The organism is Caproicibacter sp. BJN0012 (assembly GCF_035986805.1).
Taxonomy (GTDB): Bacteria; Bacillota; Clostridia; order Oscillospirales; family Acutalibacteraceae; genus Caproicibacter.
In genome coordinates this window covers 513,355-537,409 of the sequence record NZ_CP142518.1, presented here as the reverse complement: position 1 = coordinate 537,409, position 24,055 = coordinate 513,355, and the positions used below count along the sequence as shown (strand labels likewise).

Below are 24,055 nucleotides of genomic sequence, written 5' to 3'. Positions count from 1 at the left end.
TTCCTCAGTTTATCAAAGCCTGAAACCGATGTAAAGGCGTCATGAATCATAAACCGCCGATTTTCACTCATACTAAACGGAAAGAAAGGGGCGGCGCTTATGTTCCCCGAGAAAGTTTATTACGAGCCTGACGCGCTTTCCTATAAGCTGGGACAAGCGCTGAAAAAGAAATACTCCGAAGTTCCGTGGGTCCCGGTCGAAAGCCACAACCGGATCGACGAGCTGCGCACACAGCCGAATTCCGCGTTCCGGGACCTGAAACGTCTCCTGATCGTCGGGGTGCGGAAAACGCACCGCTACGTTCCGAATGCAAAGACCTCCGATTTTCTCGTTCCCTACACGTCTTCCGGCTGCAGTGCCATGTGCCTGTACTGCTACCTTGTCTGCAACTACAACAAATGCTCCTATCTGCGGCTCTTCGTCAATCGGGAGGAAATGCTCGAAAAGCTGAAAAGAACCGCGTTGCGGGCTGAAAGAGACCTGACGTTCGAAATCGGCAGCAACAGCGATCTGGTGCTGGAAAACACCATCACACACAATCTGGAATGGACCATCGAGAGATTTGCCGAACAAGAGAAGGGGTTCATTACATTTCCAACGAAATTCAGCATGGTGGAACCGCTCCTGCCGCTGAAACACCACGGCAGAGCGATATTCCGGATGAGCGTGAACCCGCAGGAAGTCATCCGAACGATCGAGCTCGGGACTTCGCCGCTGAAACAGAGAATTCACGCGCTCAATCAAATGGCGGATGCGGGATACCGCACCGGTCTTCTGATCGCTCCGGTGATTTTGCTGGACGACTGGAAAAAACAATATCTGGAGCTGTTGGAAACTCTTTCGTCAGAGCTTTCCGAACGGGCAAAGCGCGGCATCGGGATCGAGGTCATCTTCATGACCTACAGCTATGTCCACCGGGCCATCAACACGGAAGGATTTCCAAAGGGGCCCGATTTGTTCGACTCCGGCCGGATGACGGGGCGGGGAAAGGGAAAATACTGTTACCGGCCGGAAGTGAGGGCGGAAGCGGAGGAATTTCTGCGCCTGGAAATTGAAAAGAGGTTCGGTCCGTCATCCATCCTCTACATCGTCTAATCTTACGGCACAACGAGTTCCACTTTGATTCATAAAAATTCTTTTACGAAAAGATTGGTCGGGATTTCTCAAATAATCCCGAAAAGGGATTGACAAACGCGCGGGATTTGAATATAATAAATCTTGCTGTTTCAATGCAGGTTGATGCGGAATTGTGTAAAGGTAGCACGACAGACTCTGACTCTGTTTGTGAGGGTTCGAATCCTTCTTCCGCAGCCAGGCTCCGTTATTTTCGGGGCCGTTTCTTTCGAGGTGTGGCTCAGCTTGGTAGAGCGCTACGTTCGGGACGTAGAGGCCGCTGGTTCGAATCCAGTCACCTCGACCATTTCTGTAAGAACCCGGTTCTTCGCCGGGTTCTTTTTTTATACTCATCTGCGAGGCGACTGGGTGAGAACCAGCCGGTGCAGCCCCGTAGACCACGGACGCTTTTGCATTCACCTCTCGCCTCGCGCAGAGGTCCGCGGAACGCGGCACGGAACCGCACTGCCCGAATCCAGTCACCTCGACCATTTCTGTAAGAACCCGGTTCTTCGCCGGGTTCTTTTTTTATACTCATCTGCGAGGCGACTGGGTGAGAACCAGCCGGTGCAGCCCCGTAGACCACGGACGCTTTTGCATTCACCTCTCGCCTCGCGCAGAGGTCCGCGGAACGCGGCACGGAACCGCACTGCCCGAATCCAGTCACCTCGACCATTTCTGTAAGAACCCGGTTCTTCGCCGGGTTCTTTTTTTATACTCATCTGCGAGGCGACTGGGTGAGAACCAGCCGGTGCAGCCCCGTAGACCACGGACGCTTTTGCATTCACCTCTCGCCCCGCGCAGAGGTCCGCGGAACGCGGCACGGAACCGCACTGCCCGAATCCAGTCACCTCGACCATATTAAGACGTCAATATTGCTACAATGTTGACGCACAAAAAAGTCCAGTAATACTGGGCTTTTTTTGCGTTATATAGGAGAAATCAAGGCGGCCCTTTTTTGTTTTTGAGCCCGTATCGTAGGGAGATGATGCCTACACTGCTGAAATCAAGACCGGCTGAAAAAGCTGACGGCCAATGAGGAAAGCGAAGCTCTACCGAACCGCCCCTGAATCGAGGAAGAATTAGTGTTGACTGTCCAGACATTTGGCCGCTTAGTTCCTATTATTTTCCCTAATTGCGTGGAATTTGAAAAGATTCCAGATAAATGTCATTTCATCAGTTCCAAAAGTCCAAACTTAATCAAGTGGTGGCATGGTTGCGAAGGCAGCAATCTATCGCGCAAAAAGCGCAAACAAATATCATGTGTTATTATATCATGACTTCTTATAATGAAAGAATCCTTCTACCTTTCGGCAACGCTATAATTTCTTATATGAATAGCAACATTGATGAGACCTGAATTGTTGGCACTTCCTCGCCTTATCTCTTCATCTATATCCTACTGCCATTACACAAAGCGCTCAATTGCTTCCGCGACGCCGTCGAGGTCACTTCCGCGCACAATGAAATCGGCAATTTTTTTCAGGGCGCCATCCGCGTTGTCGACCGCAACGGCGAGACCCGCAAAACGGAGCATCTCGATGTCATTGCAGTTGTCACCGATCGCCATAACTTCTTCTGGTTTTATCTGAAGATATCTACAGAGATGTGCCAGTGCCTCACCTTTCGTTGCCCCAAAATTGGTAACCTCAATGCTGTCCATGCCGGAGGTGGTAATTGACAATGGCAAACCTTTCAGTTTCTCCTCCATCTCTTCCCTTGTCCGATGATCTTTGGGGATTATTTCGATTTTTTCGACAGACTTCCTTTCCGCACAGATATATCCCACAAGATTTTGAACCTTTTTGCGTTTCCAGAACAGTGAATGTAATTCCATGGAAAGGTCGCGGTTGAAGGTCTCCGGCTTTGCCTCATATTCCATGTACGCTTTGCCCTCACAATACGCCTCGGCATAGACGTTGATATCTTTGGCCAGAGCCAACACCTTAGCCGCCGTCTCGCAAAGCAACAGATTGGAATACAGTACCTTGTTGCTGCGAAAATCCCAAACGAAGGCACCGTTTGAAGTGATTGCGTAGCGTATCCCCGCAATCTTTTTGACAGAGCGCGGAATGCCGTTCAAAAATCGGCCGGTAGCGGGCACTACAACGACTCCCTGTGCGAGAGCACCAACGATTGCACGGCGGTTTTTGACCGACACGGAAAAGTGATCGTTTTTCAGGGTTGTTCCGTCCAAATCCAAGGCAATTAATTTGACTCCCATACTGTTTTAAGATCCTTATCTGTGAAATATCGTGGTTTTGAAAGTTCAAGATTTCTCCAGATTAAATTCCATCACTTTTTTAATCAGTAAAAAGACTTTTTACCCAAGCATAATATAGCCAAGGCATGGGCTGTCTTCCGTATGGCAAAAGAAGTGTTGAGAGTAAATAGATTTGATGGAGATAATGAAATTAAATCACAGGAGGAATAAATAATGTTAGGAAATTTCAGTTACAATGCGAGGGCCGGCTTGACGGTTACATTCATTTACAGAGATTTACGTTTCGCCGCGGGGAAAACCTCGAGGCTTTCCCTATATTTCGAGACTGTTCTTCTGGAAATCAATATCCCGATACGGTTTAATGCCAAAGCAATTTTCTGATCAGAGAGAGGCCGTTCTTTTCTTTCAGTGGAGATCATCTCCTTGATTTTATCTTTTACATAGACTGAGGAAAAAACCTGATTGCTATCAGAACCAGTGAGCTTTTGGGTAAATAAAGATTTTAAACGGACGATTCCCCAAGGGCAAAGAATGAATTTATCCTGTACCGCCCGGCTTACGGTGGATTCGTTTAGGCCAAGCTGTTCCGCCACTGACGTCATCGTCATAGGGCTCAGGCAAGAAGTCCCTTTGCTGAAATAGAAAGGTTGAAACTCTATTATTTTTTCGAGGATTTTTGAAATCGTGCTGGCACGATCGGATATGGCATCGATTAGCAATGAGGCCTTGATGATTTTTTCTCTGATATATTTTTTGGTTTTTTCATCTTCTGTAATCTGAGCCATTTTTTTGTAATACGGGTTGATTGAAAGGTGATAGGTGGCTGGACGGTTCATCTCGACCTTAAAATTCCCGAGATCATCTTTCCGAATTGTTGCTTCGGGAATGATAAAATTTTTTAATGCACCGGTATTAAAACCGCTTGAAGGGATTGGGTTCAGCTTCCGGATCTGATTACAAAATCTCAGCGCATCTGAAACTGATACGTCCAATTTTTCTGCAATCAATTTAACTTTATTATCGGCAAGAAGTTTCAAATACCGATCAACGATTTTGAACTCGGCGGGATTGCAGCCCGGCATTCTTTGGAGCTGAAGCGCAAGGCATTCTCTTAGGTCGTAAGCGCCAACACCCGCCGGTTCCATTAGTTGGATCACTCTGATCGCTTTTTCAACCAGCCGGACATCGGTAATGCGTAAATCATCCGCGATGGCCTCCGCGGTTTCAGGAAGATATCCTCTTTCATCCAAATCTTCAATAAGGTATTGGCAGATTTGGGTTGTCAACAGGTCCATTTTTATTTCCCCGAGTTGTTCCCGAAGGAAGTCGGAAAATGTCGGTTCTTTTGAAACGAACTGGAACGGGTCGTTATTTTGACTCTTATCAAACGCAGCCAAATCGTGCCCTTGCCCATTCCGGCTGCCTGGATTCTTTCCTTGCCAGCTTTTGAATTCAAGGTTTTCTGTTTCGTCCATTTCTCCGTTTCTTTCAGTTCCGTCACAATCAAGAACAGGGTTTTCCATGATCTCATCTTCTACTTTCCGAAGAAGATCGGGCAGGGGCATCTGCAGAATATCGAGGGATTCTCTCAATTTGGCCGACAAAATCAGTTTTTGACTTAGATTTTGTTTTTGTTCTTGGCTGACGCCAGGCCGTAGCCCCATAATGATTACCTCATATAAACTACAGAACGGAGTTTAGTTTCCTATCGCTTTTAGTAAGCGTACCTTTGTGTCTGCCAGTGCGCCAGGGCTAACGGAGAATTCGTCTAAGCCGTATTGTAACAGTAGGGGAATCGCTTTTTCGTCAGAGGCCAGTTCTCCGCACATACAGCAGGGAATGAACGCCTGGTGTGCGGCTTCGATTGTCATTTTAATCAGACGCAGAACGGCCGGATGCATGGAGTTATAAAGTCCGGAGATGGTTTCATTCATTCTGTCCACTGCAAGTGTATATTGCGTTAAGTCATTCGTTCCGATGCTAAAAAAGTTGACGTTTTTTGCAAAATCGGCAGCCATAATCGCAGCCGAGGGAACTTCAATCATCATGCCTGTTAGTATGTGAGGGTCATAATTGACACCCTCTTCCCCTAATTCCCGCTTGCACCTGTCCAAAACTTCTTTTGCCTGTTTCAGCTCTTCATCGCTGCCAATCATAGGAAACATAATCTGAATATTCCCATATACCGACGCTCTGAGAATCGCACGAAGCTGCGTTCGGAAGATATCCTGATTCTTCAGGCACAATCGAATCGCGCGAAGTCCTAAAAACGGATTTGATTCCTTTTGCATTTTCAAATAAGGAAGACTTTTGTCGCCGCCGATGTCCAAAGTCCGAATGGTTAATGGCTTTCCTTGCAGCAGTTGAGCCGCATCACGATAAACCTGAAACTGTTCCTCTTCGGTCGGCATCGTCTGCCGGTTCATGTACAAAAATTCCGTCCGGAAAAGGCCAACTCCCTCGGCACCATTTTCCAGCGCGGTTTTCAGATCCTCCAAGCCGCCAATATTAGCGGCGACAAGAACCTTTCTGCCCTCTTCTGTAGTAATCCGTTGATTCAAAAAATTGGCATATTTTTCTTTTCGGCTCTTTTCCTCAGCCTGAAGAGACTTGTACTTTTGAATGGTAGCTTCATCAGGAGAAACGATTACCTGGCCGGATACCCCATCAACAAGAACAGGCATTCCATCTTCAACTTCGTGAAGGATGCCATCGCATCCAACGACCGCGGCAATCCCCAGAGCTTTGGCCAAAATCGCAGTATGGGAAGTTTTTCCGCCCTTCTCCGTCACAAAAGCGACCACTTTCTCTCTGTCAATCTGAGCCGTATCCGATGGTTTTAAGTCATGAGCAAACAAAACCGTGTTTTGGGGTAGATCCTTGAAATTTATGTCTTCCTCTTTTCCAAGCAGATTTCGAAGAATCCTCTCGCCGATATCTTTAATATCTGCGGCGCGATCTCTTGTATACTCATCTTCAAACTCAGAAAACATTTCATAGAGCGACTGTGTTACATCGGAAATTGCCTTTTCTGCAGTAAGGGAATCTTCCCTGATCTTTTTGAACGCTTCCCCCGTAAAAGCCGGATCTTCCAAAAAATTCAGGTGGCTTTCAATGATTTCTGCATTTTTTGCATCCAGATTCTGCTGTGCGCCCTCCGCGATCCTCTTAACCTGCAGTTTTGACCGTTCCACCGCTTCGCGGAGGCGCTTCTCTTCCATCGCAGTATTTTCTGAAGTGGCGCAAAAATTGATTTCATCCGATCCACTAATCCTATAGGCCGTACCGATTGCATATCCTTTCGATACGCCGATTCCATTTCTTATCATTTTTCTACCTTCCTGGTAAAAATCATTCTTCACCGAATTTTGAATTTATCAACCTTACCAAGGCGCTGAGAGCTTCTTTTTCATCGTCGCCATCCGCTTCAATGGTAACTCTGTCGTTCTGTTTTGCTCGAAGCGTTAGTAAATTGATCATGGATTTTGCAGTGGCGCTCCGGTCCCCGTTTTTGATGGTGATGTTGGAACGGAAGCTTTCCGCCGTTTTGACCAGCAGAGAAGCAGGACGGGCATGCAGACCGATTTTATTCAAAATCTGTACGGTTTGTGTTATCATGATGAAATTCCCCCTGTTTTGAAATGTGTTTCGTTGTTTTATGTAGCATTTTCCGTGCCAGTTTCACGCATTTCCGTTAAATCCTCTATAGCACAGTTTCCTGATACGAAAAATGTAATAATATAACATATTTCATCATCCGGAATTGTTATGGAAAAATAGTTCTGCATAGCGACACAACAATTCTTCACCAAGTTATAAAATTTCAAATTCTGCTTGATAAAGGCTCTCTTATTGGGAAATTTTCCGACTGGCTCATTCTCAATTAAACGATCGACCATGCAGCTCATATGGCATAAAACACCAACCATCACATCAGAAGCCAGTTGGTACCCGGATTGCTTTTCTACCGCTTCGATTACGGCACGCACCTGCAAAAAGATATTTTCATTTCCCCCATTCTTCAACATGGTTGAAAGAGTATCCTGGACTTTCCCCCAAAATGCCTCTTGATCAATTCGTTTTTGAATCTTCGGTATCGCGCTGCCTTCCAAAACATCTGCCAGGTTGAAATAAGGGACGGGAAAATTTACCGGAAAAGTGCCCACAACACAGAGAACTTTTCCTATCCTATTAATCGCAGCCAGTCGGGCCTCGATATCCTCCTTGTCCGTAAGTTTCAACGCAATAGTTTCGCACAGCGAACGATGGTAATCCAACTGGCTGTCAAGAACATTTTTCAGCAGGGCAGCGCTGCCCTCGCCTGTGGTACAGAGGGTAACGATGAATGCTTTTGTCAGTTGTTCCTTGACCGCTACAGATGTACCCGAATAAATTTGGTCGTTTATGTTCCGGGCCTCCTGATACACATAATCCAGCGAATATCCCATGGAAGCCTTTCGGCCGGCCTCGATGACATGCAGTGTGCTGACCAAAGCAATTGCCTTCGTCTGAATCCCCAATTCCTTTTGAAGGTCCTGGGAAAAATTCATCAGCGACCCCATGTCCACGAGGAGAAGGACCCCTGAGCTCTCCGGACGGCTTTTTACCAGATCCTTGAGGCGCAGATATACCTTCTGAGGGTTTTCATCCAAGGACGCATTCATTCCGATTACATAGTTCATGCCAAGCAGCCGGTTTGCCGCCTCCGCCATGGAAGTAGCGGTGGAAGCTCCGTGTGCAATCACGACTACCAGCACTTTTGCGCCGTGCTGAAAATGGCTAAGATCAAAAAATGCAGCGAGGAATCCTGCCTCGTCTATCGGCATATCAACATCAAGTTTTTTATTGATGATTTTTAAAGAATCCAAGGCAACGGAAAACTCACGGGGAAGATTTTTACGGATTTCATTCATCTGTGGATTCACAATCTTATGTCCCTGCCGGATACGACCAATGGCGGTATAGATATGTACGGCCAAGCCGTATCGAATATTGCTGCCAAAATCACGGACCAGTTTTTCCTCTGCTTCCGACAATATTTGATCTACGACCAGAACGACATCCATTCCGACAAGGTTTTTAATATTGGAAAGATCCTGATCGGAAGTCTGCGTATATTTTTCAAAATAGGCGTAAATATCTTTATTAATTTCCCTTGCAATTCCATCGTCATCTACGCCGATTTTTTTCAATTCCTGCATATGGCTGTCAATCCGCTCGTAAATATTCTCGTCTTTCTCCTCGTCTTCCAGCAGAGGGCTTTCCACCTTACTGTCAAATACGCAAAATCTTTTATTAATCCCGACAAAGCGATTCCATATCTGCCGATGCGTCGTTTCAAGATAAAGGCCTTCCCGGATATACTCCGGAATGTCATGGCTTATGATATTCAAATCGTCTTTTTTGCCAGATATATAGTCAGAATATGCCTTCGCACAGATGATCTGAATGTCATTTTTCATCTGTCCGATGTTGTTTGGGCATCGATAGCTGAGCAGGGAACGGACTGTATTGACGGAAACAGAGATGGGCTTGCCCAAGCGGGCAGATTCTTTCCGAAAAAAGTCACTGATCAGATTCAGCCTTTCGTCTATGCTGCGTTCGCTTAAATTTGGAATTTTAATGATCATGGGTATTCTACGGACAAAAGTCTTCAGCAAATTGGATTCAGGATTTTCTGTGGTCGCACAGATCATCAAGACGGATGCCTTCCGTTCCGCGTCCGTTTCTCCGAGACGGCGATACACCCCTTTATCAATGAAAGTGAACAGCATCTCCTGCCCTTGCGGCGGCAAGCGATGCACTTCATCTAGGAACAGAACGCCGCCGTCAGCTTTTTCCAATAGCCCGGGTCTATCTGCATCCGCGCCCGTATAGGCGCCTTTTTTTGTGCCCATCAGTTGGCTGACCAAAAGCTGTGGATTATCCGCGTAATCCGCACAATTGAAGACGATAAACGGTCCATCCAGAGAACCGTTTTCATGGGCATATCGATAAATCAGTTCCGCAAACATGGATTTTCCCACGCCGGTTTCACCAAACAGCAGCATATGCATCCCGTGCGGAGGATAAAGTACAGCGGCCTTTGCCTGTTCCACACAATGGAACAGGCTGTGATTTTTATGTACAAACACGTTCAAAAGGCTATCCGCATTCAAACTTGCGCCTCCTTCAGGAATCCGATAATAGACCGGTTTTGATCCGTATTTTTCCGCTTTCCCCTCTTTGCAGAGACGGTTGAGATCACCGCTTACGTTTGCGCGTGACAGTCCTAGACTGATAGCCAGATCGCCTGCTGTAACTCCTGATTCCGCAGACAATTTTACCAGCGATTTTTCCACAAGATCGATCCGTCTCAATTCCGGCGCCCCCAAAATGAATAGTTAAACAAATTATATCTACTTTTTATAAAAAGTCAAACATGAATTTACGATTGTATGTCGAATGTGTTTTAGCTTTGCCGAAAAAGTGTTTTATATTAGGAAATCGATAAAACACATTGACTTTCCGTATTCAAACCGTTATCGCGATGATTGGAAAATTCGCAATAATTGTGTTTTGGCACGATTCATGCTATGAGAAAGGCAAAACAATAAGACAGGTGATGATAATTATGACCATGGAACAAATTACAATGCAATTGATCGTAAACAGCGGTGATGCCAGAAGCAAAGCGATGGAGGCAATCGGCATTGCGAAAAATGGCGAGATTTCTAAAGCGAGAAAATACTTGGAGGAGGCGAAAGAATATCTAGCAAAAGCACATCAATTTCAGACAGATATGATTCAGGAGGAGGCGGATGGAAATGTGGAAAAAATAACCATGCTTATGGCTCACGCGCAGGACCATCTGATGAATGCTATTACGGTAATCGATCTTGCGAGAGAATTCGTGGATCTGTATGAGAAAATTTCAAAACATGAAGGGAAGAGTAAAGTATTATGACAAGAATCACATTGGCCTGTGCCGCCGGAATGTCAACTAGCCTTTTGGTTTCAAAGATGAACATGGCGGCAATCAAGGAGAATCTGAGCGTAAAAGTCCAAGCTGTCCCGGAGAACGATTTTGAAAAGTACGCAGGTGAGACAGATATTCTGCTTCTTGGTCCGCAGGTTAGCTACACGCTCAGCAAAATGAAAGCACAGTATGAGCCAATGGGAATCAAGGTAGCCGTCATCAACAGCGTCGACTATGGCATGATGAACGGTGAAAAAGTCCTGAAACAGGCGCTGGATCTTTAAGAAGGATTATTTTATACAGAATTTTACTCTGTTAAAGTTTTAGGGGGGAACTGTAATGAAGTTATTGTCAGATAAGACTCAAAATAGCATCCAGGCTAAAATGGGGGCGTTCTCGGAAAACAAGTACATAAAGTCAGTTTCAAACGGCATGATTTTCATCATGACCCCAATCATCGTCGGGTCCCTGTTCACGTTGCTCGCCAACTTTCCGGTATCCGCATACACGGACTTTATCAACGCCCACGGTATCACCGAGATTCTGAATATTCCCATAGATTTCACGACCAATATCATGGCGGTGCTGGCCGTGTTCGCCATAGCCTATAACTTGGCTTATCAATTCAAGGAGGACGGCGTTATGGCTGGAATTCTTGCTCTGATCTGTTTTTTTATCGTCACGCCGCTATCGAAAATTAAAATTAACAACGTAGCGACCGACTTCATTTCGTTCGACTGGCTTGGAGCCAAGGGCTTGTTCGTCGCCATTCTAATCGGGTTGCTCACCGCGAGGGTTTACGTCTTCTGCCAGAAAAAAGGGTTTTCAATCAAGATGCCGGACAGCGTCCCTCCCGCAGTTTCAAAATCCTTCAACGCCTTGATCCCAGGCTTTGTTACGTCCATTCTAGCCTTGGTCGTTGCTTCCATTTTCAAATTAACCCCGTTTGGCAGTCTGGATCAGTTCATTTACACACTCGTGCAAACGCCCCTCCAAGGATTAAGCAACTCATACGGCGCCATGATGGTCGTGACTTTTGCAGTCGGTTTTCTTTGGTTCTTCGGCCTGCACGGAAGCAATATTGTCCTCCAAGGGATTATGATGCCGCTCTACCTATCGCTTGATATGCAGAACATGGCGGCATACCAGGCGGGAAAGCCGCTGCCAAACATCATAGGCTGGCAGTTCTTTGTTTGCTACGTCATCTTCTCCGGCGCGGGGGTCACCATCGGTCTGACCCTGCTGATGGCATTCCGCGCAAAGAGCCAGCAGTATAAAATGCTGGGCCGCCTTGCACTGCCAACCGCTATTTTCAACATTAACGAACCGATTACATTCGGAACGCCAGTGGTCCTTAACCCGGTCATCGGTCCGTTTTACATTTTGACGCCGCTTATCACCGCCACTATCGCCTATGTCGCAACGGCAATCGGGCTGGTCCCAAGGCTTTCCGGCGTTCAGATTCCGTGGCCAACGCCAATCATCTTCTCCGGCATTTTGGAGGGAAGCTGGCGGATTGCTGTCCTGCAGGTAGTGCTTGTCATCGTTTCCGTCGCAATTTATTCCATTCCGTTTAAAAAGCTGGAGAAAAAGGCCTATGAGACGGAAAACCGGGGAGAAGACACTGCGGCATGACAGCTCAAGATAAAACGTTATTTTATTGAAAGGAGAAAAATTATGGCTCAAAATACGGCATTTTTTCCATCGAATTTCCTCTGGGGCGGCGCTACCGCTGCCAACCAGTTGGAAGGTGCTTGGAACCTTGACGGAAAAGGGGAAAGCGTCGATGACCACTATACCGGGGGAAACGTCGATACGCCTCGTCGAATTACGCCCATTTTGGAAAAAGATGCTTTTTACCCCAATCACGAAGCAATCGATTTTTACCACCATTACAAAGAAGATATCGCGCTCTTTGCAGAGATGGGCTTCAGTGTGTTTCGGATGTCGATCGCCTGGCCCCGCATTTTCCCGAACGGTGACGACGCGGAACCGAACGAGGCCGGGCTGCAGTTCTATGACGATGTTTTCGACGAACTGAAGAAATACGGTATCGAACCGCTTGTCACTATTTCACATTATGAAAACCCATACGCTTTGACCGAAAAGTATGGAGGCTGGAAAAATCGGAAATTAATCGATTTTTATATCCGATATGCTGGGACGATTTTTAATCGCTATAAGGAAAAAGTAAAGTATTGGCTTACATTCAATGAAATCAACTGCCTGACCATGCCATTTGGAGCATATCTGGGGGGCGGGATGATTTTAACTCCGGAAGATAATCCGGAGCAAATGCGTTTTCAGGCGTTGCACAACCAATTTGTAGCCAGTGCAAAAGCAGTACAGTTGGGGCATACAATTAGCCCCCATTTCAAAATTGGCTGCATGTTGAACTATATGGTGGCTTATGCCAAAACTTGCAATCCGACAGATGAATTAATTACCCAAAGATTTGACCAAATCCGTAATTTGTTAGCAGGAGATGTCCAAGTACGCGGAAGATATCCAGGGTATGCAAAACGATATTTCGCAGATCATAATATTAAATTGACCATAAGCGAAGCTGACGAACAAGCCTTGAAAGACGGTTGTGTCGATTTTTATTCCTTTAGCTACTATATGTCAAGCTGCATGGGACAACAGGAAAAGGATAGCTTCAAAAACTCCGATGATCTGATGATAGGAATTCCCAATCCTTACCTTAAAACTTCAGAATGGGGATGGCAAACCGACCCACAAGGGCTGCGGTGGTTACTAAACCATTTATACGACCGTTACCAGATTCCGCTTATGGTAGTGGAAAACGGTCTGGGCGCGCGTGACAAAGTGGATTCTGACGGTTCCGTTCAGGATGATTACCGGATCGACTACCTCAAGCAACACATCGAACAGATGCGCGAAGCGGTCGGAGACGGTGTCGATCTGATGGGATACACCACTTGGGCCCCGATTGACCTGGTCAGCGCCGGCACGGGCGAAATGGCCAAAAGGTATGGCTTCATCTATGTCGACAAGAACGATGACGGGACGGGATCTCTTAAGAGAAGCCGTAAGGAATCATTTTACTGGTACAAAAAAGTGATTGCTTCCAACGGCGCTGATTTAAGCAACAATTGAGTAAAAGGGGTACTACTCCCACCGTCTGTTGGAAGAGGGCAGAGGTTTTATCCGTCAGGACAAGGTTTCTGCCCTTCCTTTTGAGAAAATCAGTACGATATAACCTGAAAGAAAACGGTCTGCCATGGAAATCTTCTAAAGAACTAAGTTCGGAAAATTTTCTTATGGCGTAAGGGGATAAGGAGGACCATATATGTTTGCTGATTATCATATACATAGCAGTTTCAGTGACGATTCGACATGCCCGATGGAAAATGAGATCAAAAAAGCTATATCTACAGGAATTGATGAAATATGTTTTACTGAACATGTGGACTATGGAGTAAAAACAGATTTGAATTGTAATTACGATACTTATATCAGAGAATTTCAAAGATGCAAAGAAAAATACAAAAGCCAAATCGTCATAAAACTCGGGATTGAATTTGGTATACAGGTACATACGATCGAGCAGTTTCAAAAAGATTTTTGCAAATATAAATTCGATTTCGTAATATTGTCCTGTCATCAAGTAGATAATAAGGAGTTTTGGAGGCAGGACTTCCAAAATGGGAAAACGCAACAGGAATATAATGAAGCATATTATAATGAAATATTGAGAGTGATAAAGAAATATGATGATTATAGCGTATTAGGCCATTTGGACATGATTAAAAGATATGATAAAGCAGGAGTTTATCCTTTTGAAAAGACAAAATATATTGTGACCGAAATATTAAAGCATGTAATTTCACATGGAAAAGGGATAGAAATTAATACATCCAGCTTCCGGTATGGCCTGGAGGATTTAATGCCTTCAAAAGAAATACTTAAACTTTACAAAGAATTGGGCGGAACTCTCATTTCCATAGGTTCAGACGCTCATGAAGAAGAACATATAGGCGATAAGATCCCGCTGGTGAAAGAAGAATTAAAAAACATGGGCTTCGAAAAGTTTTGCACTTTTGAAAAAATGAAACCGATTTTTCACTATTTATAATTATTTGAGAAAACTTTTGTGCCCGCGCGTAGTCGGTACCGAACTTGCCAAAATGATTGTCGATGCCTGGCTGGGAGCGAAATTTGAAGGAGGCGCCATCAGAAAAGAATCGACATGATTACAGATATCGAGAATCTCGAAGCTGTACGACCAGCGTAACCCCACGGTCCTTAAACTGATTGAGATCACTGCCCACCATGACGGCGGCTCGGGCTCCGGCACATCCGGTCGCTGATTTAGGCAACGGTTAACCGCTCCGACACACTACAAAAACTAGGCCTTGTTTTAAATAACCAACTTTTTGGATGCGAAGCATTTGCCCGCTTGCAACAGAAATTCCGCACCGGTGGTTTTCGGGTCGCACATATAAGTCGAGATCAGCTCTCCATCCCGCGTCTTTACGGGGTTAGTGATAAAAGTAATGGAATCATATGCGGTCTGGACGGCAGTCCGACCTGGACGGATCTCTATTCCAGTGACGAAAGTTGTCGCCATATTTTTTTCCAGCGCCCCCTCGATGGTTTTTAACCATGTGCTACCCCCTTCCATCCTGCTATTGTTCACTTCGGGCCAAGTTCGAGGTGTTGACAAAGCTCCAATAGGACAGGCGAAAATGGTATAATGTAGGCAAGGAAAAGCAGAGGGATGTGTTTGGGAATGCTGACGGAGCGAGACGGGATACAGATAAAAATGCACTGTGTCACCCTTGAGGATCTGGTGCCGCAGGAGCACTTTTTGCGCAAGCTGGAAAACGCCGTGGATTTCAGCTTCATCTACGACGAGGTTCGGGATTTGTACTGCCCGGACAACGGCAGGCCCGGAATTGATCCGGTAATACTGGTAAAATATCTGCTGGTGGGATATCTGTACGGCATCGAATCGGAACGGCGCATCGAACAGGAAATTCAGGTGAATATGGCCTACCGGTGGTTTCTCGGATTGGATTTGGATGATCGGGTGCCCGATCATTCCACGATCTCCCAGAATCGGCGCAGACGTTTTCATGGAAAGAATGTGTTCCGTCACCTGTTTGAACATATTTTGCATCTATGCATGGAAAAGGGACTGGTGGATGGAAGGATCATTCTGACGGATTCCACGCATGTAAAAGCGAATGCCTCCTTTAAGGCGAATACGAAAGTATTGGCCCAGCGCGAGACAACGGACTACATGGAACGGCTGGACCGGTATGAAGCGGAGGAGCGTGCGCGGCTGGAGTCGTCCGGCGTCATCAAGCCGCAGCGCGCAGGGCGTGAAAAAAAGGAAAGCTCAAAGGTGCAAAAGACGGTCAGCACCACCGATCCGGACGCCGGGATGCTGCAGCGTCCTGGGAAACCGGAGGGGATGCACTATCTGGATCATCAAAGCGTGGACGCCGCTCACGGAATCGTGGTGGATGTGGCGGTAACACCGGGAAATGCGAACGATTCAGAACCATACCTCGGACGCATTGAATACATGCGGGAACATCTGGGTTTGGATATTCAAACAGCCGGTGCAGACAGCGCCTACGGCACCAGCATGATTTACCGGGCGATGGACGATATGGGCATCCGACTGTACACACCCGCAGCAACGGGCGGGGTGACCTACAAGGTGGAGTTCAGGCGCGAGGATTTTCGGTATGACGCGGAAAAGGATTGCTTCCTTTGTCCGGCAGGAAAGGCATTAACACTGCGCAGTCTTGAGCGGGAGAACTACAATATCTCTCGGATATACCGGGCCGACAGGAAGGACTGCCGTATCTGTCCGATGCTCGGCAGATGTGTGAGCGACAGCCACCGAAGCCGGAGTATCCGCAAGAACATTTTTGAGGAAGCCGTGAAAAGGCAGCGGGAAACGGACGGCGCTTCCACCCACAAGCGTATTCTCGGCCTGCGGCAAATTTGGTGTGAGGGCAGTTTTGCGGCCCAAAAATGGATGCACAACTTAAGGCGCCTGTTCAGGCGAGGCATGGAGGCGGCGGAAGATCACTGCCTCTTGTCGGCGACCGCCTTGAATCTCAAACGAATGATTAAGTGCCTGGGATAACCCCCAAGGCGCTATTTTTTTGACCATTGCATTGGTCCATTTGTTTTTTTGTCCCCAATGGTGGGGTTTGTCAACACCTCGAACTTGGCCCGAAGTGCTTTTTTTGTAGGAAACACAATTTTATATTGACACTTTTCGATTTGGCGCATATAATAGTCATATCGAAGTTTATAGATGTGAGGCGCCAATATGGAAAAGTATCTGGAACATATAAAGGTATTCAAGGCGCTGGGCGATCCCAAGAGAGCCATGATCGTGGATATGCTCTCCTGCGGCGAGCTTTGCGCCTGCAAGATTTTAGAAAAGTTCGAGATGTCCCAATCCACTCTGTCCCATCACATGAAGATCCTGTGCGAGTGCGGGCTTGTCAAAGGCAGAGAGGAAGGTAAATGGACTTACTACTCGCTGGACGCAGATACCGTCAGTGAAACACAGCAGTTCTTCCACGACATCACATCGGATAAGGAAAACTGCATTTGCAGGGAAAACACAGACTGCCGGAAAGGATGTAATAAAAATGAGTAAGTATCGTTGTTCCTCCGGAAATTGTTGTGGGTAGACCCAGCCGAAAAAGCCGATTTCCATTGATTTTTTGTATCTGGGCACGACCGTTTGCGGCCGGTGTCAGGATACAGAAAAGGCTTTGGACGAAGTACTCCAATGCTGCCGTCGTATTGGATGCGGCCGGATACGAGGTCAAGGTCAATCAGGTGAACATTGCAACGAGGGAGTTGGCAGTCCCATATCGATTTATTAGCTCTCCCACTATTCGCATAAACGGAAATGGCATTGCCGTTGAATTAAAGGAATCGCTCTGCGAGGACTGCAGGATTTTGCGGAGATACTGTTGACTGCCGCGTATGGGTATATAAAAGCACCGAAATATAAAGCGCCGCCCAAAAAGCTTATCGTATGACACCATTCTTCGTGAAGTCTATAGCCCAGAACAGGGAGAGCCGGAGCACGAAGTCCATCGGCTTCCCGCGAATCTGGAAACGCACTTTATCGCCAAGTCCCGCAAGGACGAAATGGAGCTACAGAAGGAATCGGGTAATGCAATATGAGCGAACAAAAAACACAGGGCATCGGCTTCTTTGAAAAATATCTGACCATTTGGGTGCTGCTGTGCATGGCGGCGGGCATCCTGATCGGGAAATTCCTGCCGGCTATCCCCGCAGTTTTGGAAAAGTTTCAATATGCGGGCCAAAATCTCCCCATCGCTGTCCTTATCTGGATTATGATCTACCCTATGATGATGAAGATTGATTTTCAATCCATAAAGGACGTTGGGAAGCATCCCTTAGGTATCCTTATATCCAGCGGCAGCAGCTGGGTTATCAAGCCTTTCCTCATGTTCGGGCTGGCGACATTGTTTTTGAAGGTCGTCTTTCAATCTTTCATCCCCGCAGCGTTGGCGCAAGATTTCGTGACAGGGACCGTATTGTTGGGAACCGCGCCCTGCACGGCAATGGTGTTCGTGTGGAGCAATCTCGCAAAAGGCGACCCGGCCCATACGCTTGTGCAGGTTTCGGTCAACGACCTGTTGATCCTCGTGCTGTTTGTGCCGCTGGTGCAACTATTGCTCGGCGTGAATGACATCCATATTCCCTGGGGTACACTTGTCTTTTCCATCCTCTTATTCGTCGTTGTTCCGTTGGCCGGCGGCGCTCTCACGCGCGTCCTTATGATTAGGAAAAAAGGCGAACCGTATTTTAATAAAAATTTTGTTCCCAAGTTTGACGGCATAACGACTTTAGGGTTGCTTCTGACTCTGGTCATCATCTTTTCTTTCCAGGGTGACATTATTCTGGAACAGCCCCTGTACGTTCTGCTGATCGCGGTTCCGCTGATTCTACAAAACCTGATCTCTGCCAGTTTCACTTATCTGTTGTGCAGATGGACGAAGCAGCCGCACAACATCGCGGCACCGGCTTCCCTGATTGCGGCCTCGGATTTTTTTGAATTGTCGGTAGCGGTAGCGATTGCTCTTTTCGGTCCCGATTCTCCGGTGGTGCTTGCCTGCACGGTCGGTGTACTGACCGAAGTTCCGGTCATGCTTCTGCTGGTGCGTTTTATCAACAAAACCCGCCGTTGGTTCCCCCAACCGGCGGCTGATAACAACTAATCATATCAAAAGGAGTTGTCCGCTATGAAAAAAATGAAGATATTTGAACCTGCCATGTGCTGCCCGACCGGACTTTGCGGCGTCGGCGTTGATCCCGAACTGCTGCGTATTTCCACCGTGCTGGACACGCTGAAAAGGCACGGCGTGGCCGTCGAACGCTTCAACCTCAGCAGCGCGCCGAAAGAGTTTGTCACCGACCGGGCCGTCAACGCCTACGTCAATGCCCACGGCCCGGGAGGCTTGCCCGTCGTTACGGTAGACGGCGAAATTGTGATTACAGGCCGATACCCCACCAACGAGGAATTTACGAAGCTGCTCGACTTTCCTGAAGGTATGCTGGCGAAACAAAGCAAACCTGTAAAGGTAAAAATCACCCGGAAGAAGCCGGGCGGCTGCGGTTGCAAGGGAGGCTGCTGCTGATGGAGCTTTTTCGTCCCTTGGCGGTTCCCCTGACGAAGTACCTCTTTTTCACCGGAAAGGGCGGCGTTGGAAAAACCAGCATCGCCTGTGCCACCGCAGTATCGCTGGCAGACAGCGGAAAGCGGGTATTGCTGATCAGTACCGATCCGGCCTCTAACTTACAGGATGTATTTTCGATGGAACTGACAAACAAAGGAACGCCCATCTCCGACATCCCGAATCTAATTGCGGCGAACCTCGACCCCATACAGGCCGCCGCCGAATATCGGGAAAGCGTGATCGCGCCTTATCGCGGCAAACTGCCTAAGTCGGCAATCGCCAACATGGAAGAACAGCTTTCCGGCTCCTGTACGGTAGAAATCGCGGCGTTTAACGAATTTTCCGGCTTGCTTACAGACGGTAAGGTGCAGCAGGAATACGACCATATTATTTTCGACACGGCCCCCACGGGCCACACCCTTCGGATGCTCCAGCTTCCATCCGCATGGAGTGATTTCATCAGCCAAAGCACACACGGCGCATCCTGTTTGGGCCAGCTTTCCGGCTTGGAGAGCAAGAAAGCAATCTACAAACAGGCCGTGGAAACGCTGGCAGACGGAGAGCTGACCACACTGATCCTCGTCACCCGCCCCGAAACCGCACCGTTCAAGGAGGCAGAGCGGGCCTCCGGCGAGCTTTCCGCGCTGGGCGTTCGCAATCAGATTCTGGTTGTCAACGGCGTGCTGATGGAACACAGCGACGCCTTGTCTTCCAGCCTGTATGAAAAGCAGCGTGCCGCCTTTGCCGCGATGCCGGAAGGCTTGCGGACATTTCCTCGTTTCATGGTGCCCCTTCGGACCTATAACGTCACGGGGCTGGAAAATGTGCGCGCCCTGCTGCATACCGATCATGTAACCGCATATACGGAAACGCTGAATTCCGTCCACATCCCCTCGCTGAACGACGTGATAGACAAACTCGCGGCGGACGGCAAGCGCGTCATTTTCACGATGGGCAAGGGCGGCGTAGGCAAAACCACCGTTGCCGCCGCCGTTGCGCTGGGCCTTGCGAAACGCGGAAAGAGAGTCCACCTCACCACCACAGACCCCGCCGCGCACCTGAAATTTGTGCTGGACGAAACCAGCGGCGTTTCCATGAGCCATATCGACGAAGCCAAAGAACTGAAAAAGTATCAGTCCGAAGTACTTGCCAAAGCCCGCGCGTCAGGCATGAGCGACGCGGATATCGCCTATGTGGAGGAAGATCTGCGTTCCCCCTGCACACAGGAGATCGCCGTGTTCCGCGCCTTTGCGGAGGAAGTGGAAAAGGCCGACGATCAGGTCGTGGTCATTGACACTGCGCCCACGGGCCACACCCTGCTTTTACTGGAATCCACGCAGAGCTACAACCACGAGATCCGGCGTACCAAGGGCGAAATTCCCGAATCGGCAAAGCGGCTGCTGCCCCGGCTGAAATCCGACGAAACCGAGGTGCTTATTGTGACCCTGCCCGAAGCGACCCCTTTTTATGAGGCGCTGCGCTTAGAGGACGATTTGAAGCGGGCGGGCATCGCCGCAAAATGGTGGATCGTGAATCAGTGCCTTTATGGTACGAACACCGTCGATCCAATGCTGGCAGCAAAAGCGGCAAGCGAGGTGGGATGGCTCAACCGGATTGATGAACACGCGGACGGTAACTTTGCACTGATTGCGCGGAGCGCCGGGGAAATCAAGGGCAACCGTCTGTTGGCGCTTTAAAGGGGGTAGGATATGACAAAAGTTGCGTTTATCTGCACCCACAATTCTTGTCGCAGCCAGATTGCGGAGACATTGGGCAAACGTCTTGCGAGTGATGTTTTTGAAAGCTATTCGGCGGGAACGGAAACAAAGCCGCAAATCAGCCGGGATGCTGTTCGCCTGATGAAGCAGCTTTATGGGATAGACATGGAAAAAGCACAGCGTTCAAAGCTGCTGTCAGAACTTTCCCCGGTTGATGTTGTCGTTACGATGGGCTGCGGCGTCGAGTGTCCTTATCTGCCCTGTAAACACAGGGAGGATTGGGGGCTGGACGATCCGACGGGAAAAAGCGACGAGGAATTTATCAAGGTTATAAGGCAGATTGAAAACAATATTCTAACTCTAAAAGAAAGACTGAATGCTGATGCGGTTTCCAAAAACCTTAACCACTTCTAATGAAGAAGTGTAAATTATAAGGCTTTGCAAAATGAGCTAATGAGAAAGCCATGATCCTTTCGCAGAGCCGTGATTTTGGACGGGTACACGCCGCAGGTGTTCGCGTGAATCGCAACTTGGTCCAAGTTAGCCGCGCACCTGCGTTGCAGGGAAACAAGCCCACGGACGGGTGCAAGGTCAACATGACAAAACCTCCTTTTGTTCTTTCATGCGGTTGACAGACCTGCATTTGTTCTAACAAAAGGAGGTTTTCTTGTGCTCATCAGCATAGCTGGTGGTTGTCATTCACTTAAACTACAATCTGAGGGAGGGCGTTCCCACCGGGGAACGCCCTCCCTGCATGTCTTTGTCACTTTCACTCTTCTCCCCTTGGCTGCGGGATCTCCCATCCTCCGTTGGAAACAACCAAAGCGAACGCGGCGTTTTTCGCGGCCTGCAGATGTTCCATCATGAATTGGGCCGCAAGGTCAAAACGGTCCGACAGCGCCGCTTCCAGAATCTTAACGTGTTCGGCGGACGACTGGGCAATTCTGGATTCATTTCTGTTGCCGGAAAGGATCCTGATCCGTCCGTTCTGGACAAGAATATTGTCGTACATCTGGATCAGATACCGGTTCTGCGTGGCGGAAATGAAAATGCGGTGCATCCGGTCGTCCATCCGGTACAGCGAATCCGGCGCGTCCTGCATACCGGAAAAATCATTCTTGTAGCGCAGCAGGATCTCCTTGTCGACCTTATCCCCGTACTTTGTGATGGCGAACGGTTCGATCAGCGCTCTGATTTCATAGACGGAGCTGATCTCATTTATGGAAAGGTCGGAAACGACAATCCCCTTTTTGGGGATAATTCTGACCAGATTTTCCTGCTCCAGCCGGCTGATGGCATCCCGAATCGGCGTTCTGCTGACGCCGATCTCATTTTGAAGGAACCCTTCGTTCAGAAAAGTGTTCGGCAGATATTCGCAGGACGCGATTTTCGACTTTATGATGGCATAAGCCTTTTCTTTTAAACTTAAACTCGTCGTTTCCACAGTCCGCACCTTCGGATACATATTGTATACAACATGATTGATTTTCAATATCATACCATAAAACCTGTGAATTTGCAAACAAAAAAGAAGATAAATGCCCTAAGACAGGCCGGAAGGGATTTCGCGCGCCCGTTGGTCCACGGTTTGGTTGGATTTAATAAACAAAATATCAAAATTTGTGTGAAAATATTATTGACAATGGGTAAAGATTCCGTTAAGATATGATGTATACATCACGTATACATGTTAGAGAGTCCCTTACGCAAGCGGAAGGAGAGGGCCACCGGCACCCGCCTGGAACAGGACTGCGGACCGGGATTCTCCCGCCATGTTGCGGGCGCGGGCGGCGGGACTTTCCGCAAATGGAAATTCCTGCCGCAGTGAAAGAAAAACGAACTGAATCCAGACGGGAGGAACAGCATTTGGAAAGAATCTCACAAAAGATGTTCCCGGACAGGGCAAAACACCCAATCCGGGTTTTGCAGTACGGTGAAGGCAATTTTCTGCGGGCGTTCGTCGACTGGCAGATTGAACGGATGAACCGGGAAGCGGGCTTTGACGCGGGCGTTGCGATCGTACAGCCGCTGCAGCAGGGAAACGTCGGCGTTCTGAACGAGCAGGACTGCCTGTACACCCTTTTTCTTCAGGGCCATGCGGGGCGGTGAGGCGACCCGGGAGCACAGCGTGATCGAGTGCGTCACCGAAGCGATCAATCCTTTTGAAAGCTTCGATTCCTACCTTTCGCTGGCCGGATGCGAAACACTGCGGCTGGTGGTTTCCAACACGACGGAGGCCGGCATCGCTTTCGACCCCGCGTGCGCTTTAAACGACGCTCCGCCGGCAAGTTACCCGGCAAAACTGACTCAGTTTTTGTACCGGCGCTACCGGATTTTCCACGGGGAAGAAAAAAAGGGCCTTTTGATCATCCCGTGCGAGCTGATCGACCGAAACGGCGAAAGGCTGAAAAAATACGTTCTGCAGTACGCGGAGCTCTGGAACCTGGAAGCGGGTTTCGTTTCATGGATCAACCGTTCGAACACTTTCTGCTGCAGCCTTGTGGACCGGATTGTCCCCGGCTACCCGCGAGACACGATCAAGGAGATCACAAAAGAGCTCGGATACATAGATAACGCTGTCGATATCGGCGAGCTGTTCCACCTCTGGGTGATCGAAGGCCCAAAATGGATCGCGCAGGAAATTCCATTTGAAAAAGCCGGGCTGAATGTAAAAATCGTGGAAGACATGACGCCGTACCGCACACGGAAGGTGCGCATCCTGAACGGCGCGCATACCACGCTGGTTCCGGTCGCCTATCTGCTTGGGCTGAACACGGTTGGGGAAGCGGTGGACGACGCCGTGGCGGGAAAGTTCCTCTCCCAGGCCCTCGAGCGTGAGATCATCCCAACTCTTGACCTCCCCCGGCAGGAGCTGGAGGAGTTCGCCGCAGCGGTGCTGGAACGTTTTCGCAACCCGTTCGTCAAGCATTATCTGATAAGCATCGCTTTGAATTCCTTCTCCAAATATGAGACGCGGGTCCTTCCTTCGGTGCTGGAGTATCTCACCAGAACCAAATCCCTGCCGAAGCATCTGGTCTTTTCGCTCGCGGCGCTTCTGGAGTTTTACCGCGGCAGGCGCGGTGAAGAAAAAATCGCGCTCCAGGACGAGGAAAACGTGCTGGCCCTGATGGGCGGACTCTGGTCTTCCTTCGACGGGACTGACGCCTCCCTTCGCACGCTGGTGCGCGGCGCTCTCTCCTTTGAGCCGGTCTGGAAGCGGGATCTGAACCAGGTCCCCGGCCTGACGGAGGCGGTGGCCGGCTATCTTTCCGCCATTGAAAAGGACGGCATGAAAAAAGCCGTGGAAGCGATTCTTTGAAGGCGCCGT

General features: G+C 48.5%; 19 protein-coding genes, 2 tRNA genes and 1 pseudogene. 16 read left to right on the top strand and 6 right to left on the bottom strand.

The window, feature by feature from the left end:
- Nucleotides 1–99: 99 nt before the first annotated feature.
- From VA597_RS02695 to VA597_RS02685, 3 genes are all read left to right on the top strand, one after another.
- Entirely contained in the window at nucleotides 100–1,095 is a 996-nt protein-coding gene (locus tag VA597_RS02695) for an SPL family radical SAM protein (protein WP_326975076.1), read from the top strand.
- A 145-nt stretch (nucleotides 1,096–1,240) separates the two neighbouring features.
- Nucleotides 1,241–1,314 (top strand) — tRNA-Gln (locus VA597_RS02690).
- 29 nt (nucleotides 1,315–1,343) lie between these two features.
- Nucleotides 1,344–1,420: transfer RNA gene (locus VA597_RS02685), tRNA-Pro, on the top strand.
- A 1,101-nt stretch (nucleotides 1,421–2,521) separates the two neighbouring features.
- Here the strand turns inward: VA597_RS02685 and VA597_RS02680 are convergent.
- The 5 genes from VA597_RS02680 to VA597_RS02660 all read right to left on the bottom strand — a co-directional run bounded on the left by VA597_RS02680 (nucleotide 2,522) and on the right by VA597_RS02660 (nucleotide 9,678).
- Entirely contained in the window at nucleotides 2,522–3,337 is an 816-nt protein-coding gene (locus tag VA597_RS02680) for a Cof-type HAD-IIB family hydrolase (RefSeq protein ID WP_326975075.1), read from the bottom strand.
- 266 nt (nucleotides 3,338–3,603) lie between these two features.
- Nucleotides 3,604–5,001: an RNA polymerase factor sigma-54 gene (rpoN, locus tag VA597_RS02675; protein ID WP_326975074.1), complete on the bottom strand. Its 1,398-nt coding sequence runs from the start codon at nucleotides 4,999–5,001 to the stop codon at nucleotides 3,604–3,606.
- Nucleotides 5,002–5,034: 33 nt separating this feature from the next.
- Nucleotides 5,035–6,666 (bottom strand): phosphoenolpyruvate--protein phosphotransferase, encoded by a 1,632-nt coding sequence (ptsP, locus tag VA597_RS02670; protein WP_326975073.1) that lies wholly within the window; start codon nucleotides 6,664–6,666, stop codon nucleotides 5,035–5,037.
- A gap of 22 nt (nucleotides 6,667–6,688) precedes the next feature.
- Nucleotides 6,689–6,955, bottom strand: coding sequence for an HPr family phosphocarrier protein (locus VA597_RS02665; protein ID WP_326975072.1), 267 nt, complete (start codon nucleotides 6,953–6,955; stop codon nucleotides 6,689–6,691).
- 38 nt (nucleotides 6,956–6,993) lie between these two features.
- A complete protein-coding gene (locus VA597_RS02660) occupies nucleotides 6,994–9,678 on the bottom strand; it encodes a sigma 54-interacting transcriptional regulator (RefSeq protein WP_326975071.1) in 2,685 nt (894 codons plus the stop codon).
- 278 nt (nucleotides 9,679–9,956) lie between these two features.
- Here VA597_RS02660 and VA597_RS02655 point away from each other — a divergent pair, with 278 nt between their 5' ends.
- The 12 genes from VA597_RS02655 (at nucleotide 9,957) to VA597_RS02600 (ending at nucleotide 21,141) form a co-directional block, all read left to right on the top strand.
- Nucleotides 9,957–10,283 carry a PTS lactose/cellobiose transporter subunit IIA gene (locus VA597_RS02655; protein ID WP_326975070.1) on the top strand — a complete coding sequence of 109 codons (327 nt, stop codon included), beginning with the start codon at nucleotides 9,957–9,959 and terminating at the stop codon, nucleotides 10,281–10,283.
- Nucleotides 10,280–10,579 (top strand): PTS sugar transporter subunit IIB, encoded by a 300-nt coding sequence (locus VA597_RS02650; protein WP_326975069.1) that lies wholly within the window; start codon nucleotides 10,280–10,282, stop codon nucleotides 10,577–10,579. The genes VA597_RS02655 and VA597_RS02650 overlap by 4 nt, the downstream gene beginning before the upstream one ends.
- Before the next feature lie 55 nt (nucleotides 10,580–10,634).
- Entirely contained in the window at nucleotides 10,635–11,930 is a 1,296-nt protein-coding gene (locus VA597_RS02645) for a PTS sugar transporter subunit IIC (RefSeq protein WP_326975068.1), read from the top strand.
- Between the two features lie 42 nt (nucleotides 11,931–11,972).
- Entirely contained in the window at nucleotides 11,973–13,415 is a 1,443-nt protein-coding gene (locus tag VA597_RS02640; protein ID WP_326975067.1) for a glycoside hydrolase family 1 protein, read from the top strand.
- Nucleotides 13,416–13,608: 193 nt separating this feature from the next.
- Nucleotides 13,609–14,394: a histidinol-phosphatase HisJ family protein gene (locus VA597_RS02635; RefSeq protein ID WP_326975066.1), complete on the top strand. Its 786-nt coding sequence runs from the start codon at nucleotides 13,609–13,611 to the stop codon at nucleotides 14,392–14,394.
- A 657-nt stretch (nucleotides 14,395–15,051) separates the two neighbouring features.
- Nucleotides 15,052–16,425: an IS1182 family transposase gene (locus VA597_RS02625; RefSeq protein ID WP_326975065.1), complete on the top strand. Its 1,374-nt coding sequence runs from the start codon at nucleotides 15,052–15,054 to the stop codon at nucleotides 16,423–16,425.
- Nucleotides 16,426–16,614: 189 nt separating this feature from the next.
- A complete protein-coding gene (locus VA597_RS02620; protein ID WP_128741512.1) occupies nucleotides 16,615–16,950 on the top strand; it encodes an ArsR/SmtB family transcription factor in 336 nt (111 codons plus the stop codon).
- Nucleotides 16,951–16,976: 26 nt separating this feature from the next.
- On the top strand, nucleotides 16,977–17,276 hold the full coding sequence (locus VA597_RS17710) for a DUF2703 domain-containing protein (protein WP_442872785.1): 300 nt from the start codon (nucleotides 16,977–16,979) through the stop codon (nucleotides 17,274–17,276).
- A 209-nt stretch (nucleotides 17,277–17,485) separates the two neighbouring features.
- Entirely contained in the window at nucleotides 17,486–18,550 is a 1,065-nt protein-coding gene (arsB, locus tag VA597_RS02615; RefSeq protein WP_326975064.1) for an ACR3 family arsenite efflux transporter, read from the top strand.
- Between the two features lie 24 nt (nucleotides 18,551–18,574).
- Nucleotides 18,575–18,970, top strand: coding sequence for an arsenite efflux transporter metallochaperone ArsD (arsD, locus tag VA597_RS02610; protein WP_326975063.1), 396 nt, complete (start codon nucleotides 18,575–18,577; stop codon nucleotides 18,968–18,970).
- A complete protein-coding gene (gene arsA, locus VA597_RS02605) occupies nucleotides 18,970–20,706 on the top strand; it encodes an arsenical pump-driving ATPase (RefSeq protein WP_326975062.1) in 1,737 nt (578 codons plus the stop codon). The genes arsD and arsA overlap by 1 nt, the downstream gene beginning before the upstream one ends.
- Before the next feature lie 12 nt (nucleotides 20,707–20,718).
- Nucleotides 20,719–21,141 (top strand): arsenate reductase ArsC, encoded by a 423-nt coding sequence (locus VA597_RS02600; protein WP_326975061.1) that lies wholly within the window; start codon nucleotides 20,719–20,721, stop codon nucleotides 21,139–21,141.
- A 355-nt stretch (nucleotides 21,142–21,496) separates the two neighbouring features.
- Here the strand turns inward: VA597_RS02600 and VA597_RS02590 are convergent, their stop codons facing one another.
- On the bottom strand, nucleotides 21,497–22,171 hold the full coding sequence (locus VA597_RS02590; protein ID WP_164918933.1) for a GntR family transcriptional regulator: 675 nt from the start codon (nucleotides 22,169–22,171) through the stop codon (nucleotides 21,497–21,499).
- 443 nt (nucleotides 22,172–22,614) lie between these two features.
- On the opposite strand from VA597_RS02590, the pseudogene VA597_RS02585 reads away from it, so the two are divergent.
- Nucleotides 22,615–24,046, top strand: a pseudogene (locus VA597_RS02585) (tagaturonate reductase).
- Nucleotides 24,047–24,055: the final 9 nt, after the last annotated feature.

Bases quoted from the DNA above. Each gene is read 5' to 3' on its own strand.
- VA597_RS02695 (WP_326975076.1), top strand. From the start codon at position 100: ATGTTCCCCGAGAAAGTTTATTACGAGCCTGACGCGCTTTCCTATAAG.
- VA597_RS02680 (WP_326975075.1), bottom strand. From the start codon at position 3,337: ATGGGAGTCAAATTAATTGCCTTGGATTTGGACGGAACAACCCTGAAA.
- rpoN (WP_326975074.1), bottom strand. From the start codon at position 5,001: ATGGGGCTACGGCCTGGCGTCAGCCAAGAACAAAAACAAAATCTAAGT.
- ptsP (WP_326975073.1), bottom strand. From the start codon at position 6,666: ATGATAAGAAATGGAATCGGCGTATCGAAAGGATATGCAATCGGTACG.
- VA597_RS02665 (WP_326975072.1), bottom strand. From the start codon at position 6,955: ATGATAACACAAACCGTACAGATTTTGAATAAAATCGGTCTGCATGCC.
- VA597_RS02655 (WP_326975070.1), top strand. From the start codon at position 9,957: ATGGAACAAATTACAATGCAATTGATCGTAAACAGCGGTGATGCCAGA.
- VA597_RS02650 (WP_326975069.1), top strand. From the start codon at position 10,280: ATGACAAGAATCACATTGGCCTGTGCCGCCGGAATGTCAACTAGCCTT.
- VA597_RS02645 (WP_326975068.1), top strand. From the start codon at position 10,635: ATGAAGTTATTGTCAGATAAGACTCAAAATAGCATCCAGGCTAAAATG.
- VA597_RS02640 (WP_326975067.1), top strand. From the start codon at position 11,973: ATGGCTCAAAATACGGCATTTTTTCCATCGAATTTCCTCTGGGGCGGC.
- VA597_RS02635 (WP_326975066.1), top strand. From the start codon at position 13,609: ATGTTTGCTGATTATCATATACATAGCAGTTTCAGTGACGATTCGACA.
- VA597_RS02625 (WP_326975065.1), top strand. From the start codon at position 15,052: ATGCTGACGGAGCGAGACGGGATACAGATAAAAATGCACTGTGTCACC.
- VA597_RS02620 (WP_128741512.1), top strand. From the start codon at position 16,615: ATGGAAAAGTATCTGGAACATATAAAGGTATTCAAGGCGCTGGGCGAT.
- arsB (WP_326975064.1), top strand. From the start codon at position 17,486: ATGAGCGAACAAAAAACACAGGGCATCGGCTTCTTTGAAAAATATCTG.
- arsD (WP_326975063.1), top strand. From the start codon at position 18,575: ATGAAAAAAATGAAGATATTTGAACCTGCCATGTGCTGCCCGACCGGA.
- arsA (WP_326975062.1), top strand. From the start codon at position 18,970: ATGGAGCTTTTTCGTCCCTTGGCGGTTCCCCTGACGAAGTACCTCTTT.
- VA597_RS02600 (WP_326975061.1), top strand. From the start codon at position 20,719: ATGACAAAAGTTGCGTTTATCTGCACCCACAATTCTTGTCGCAGCCAG.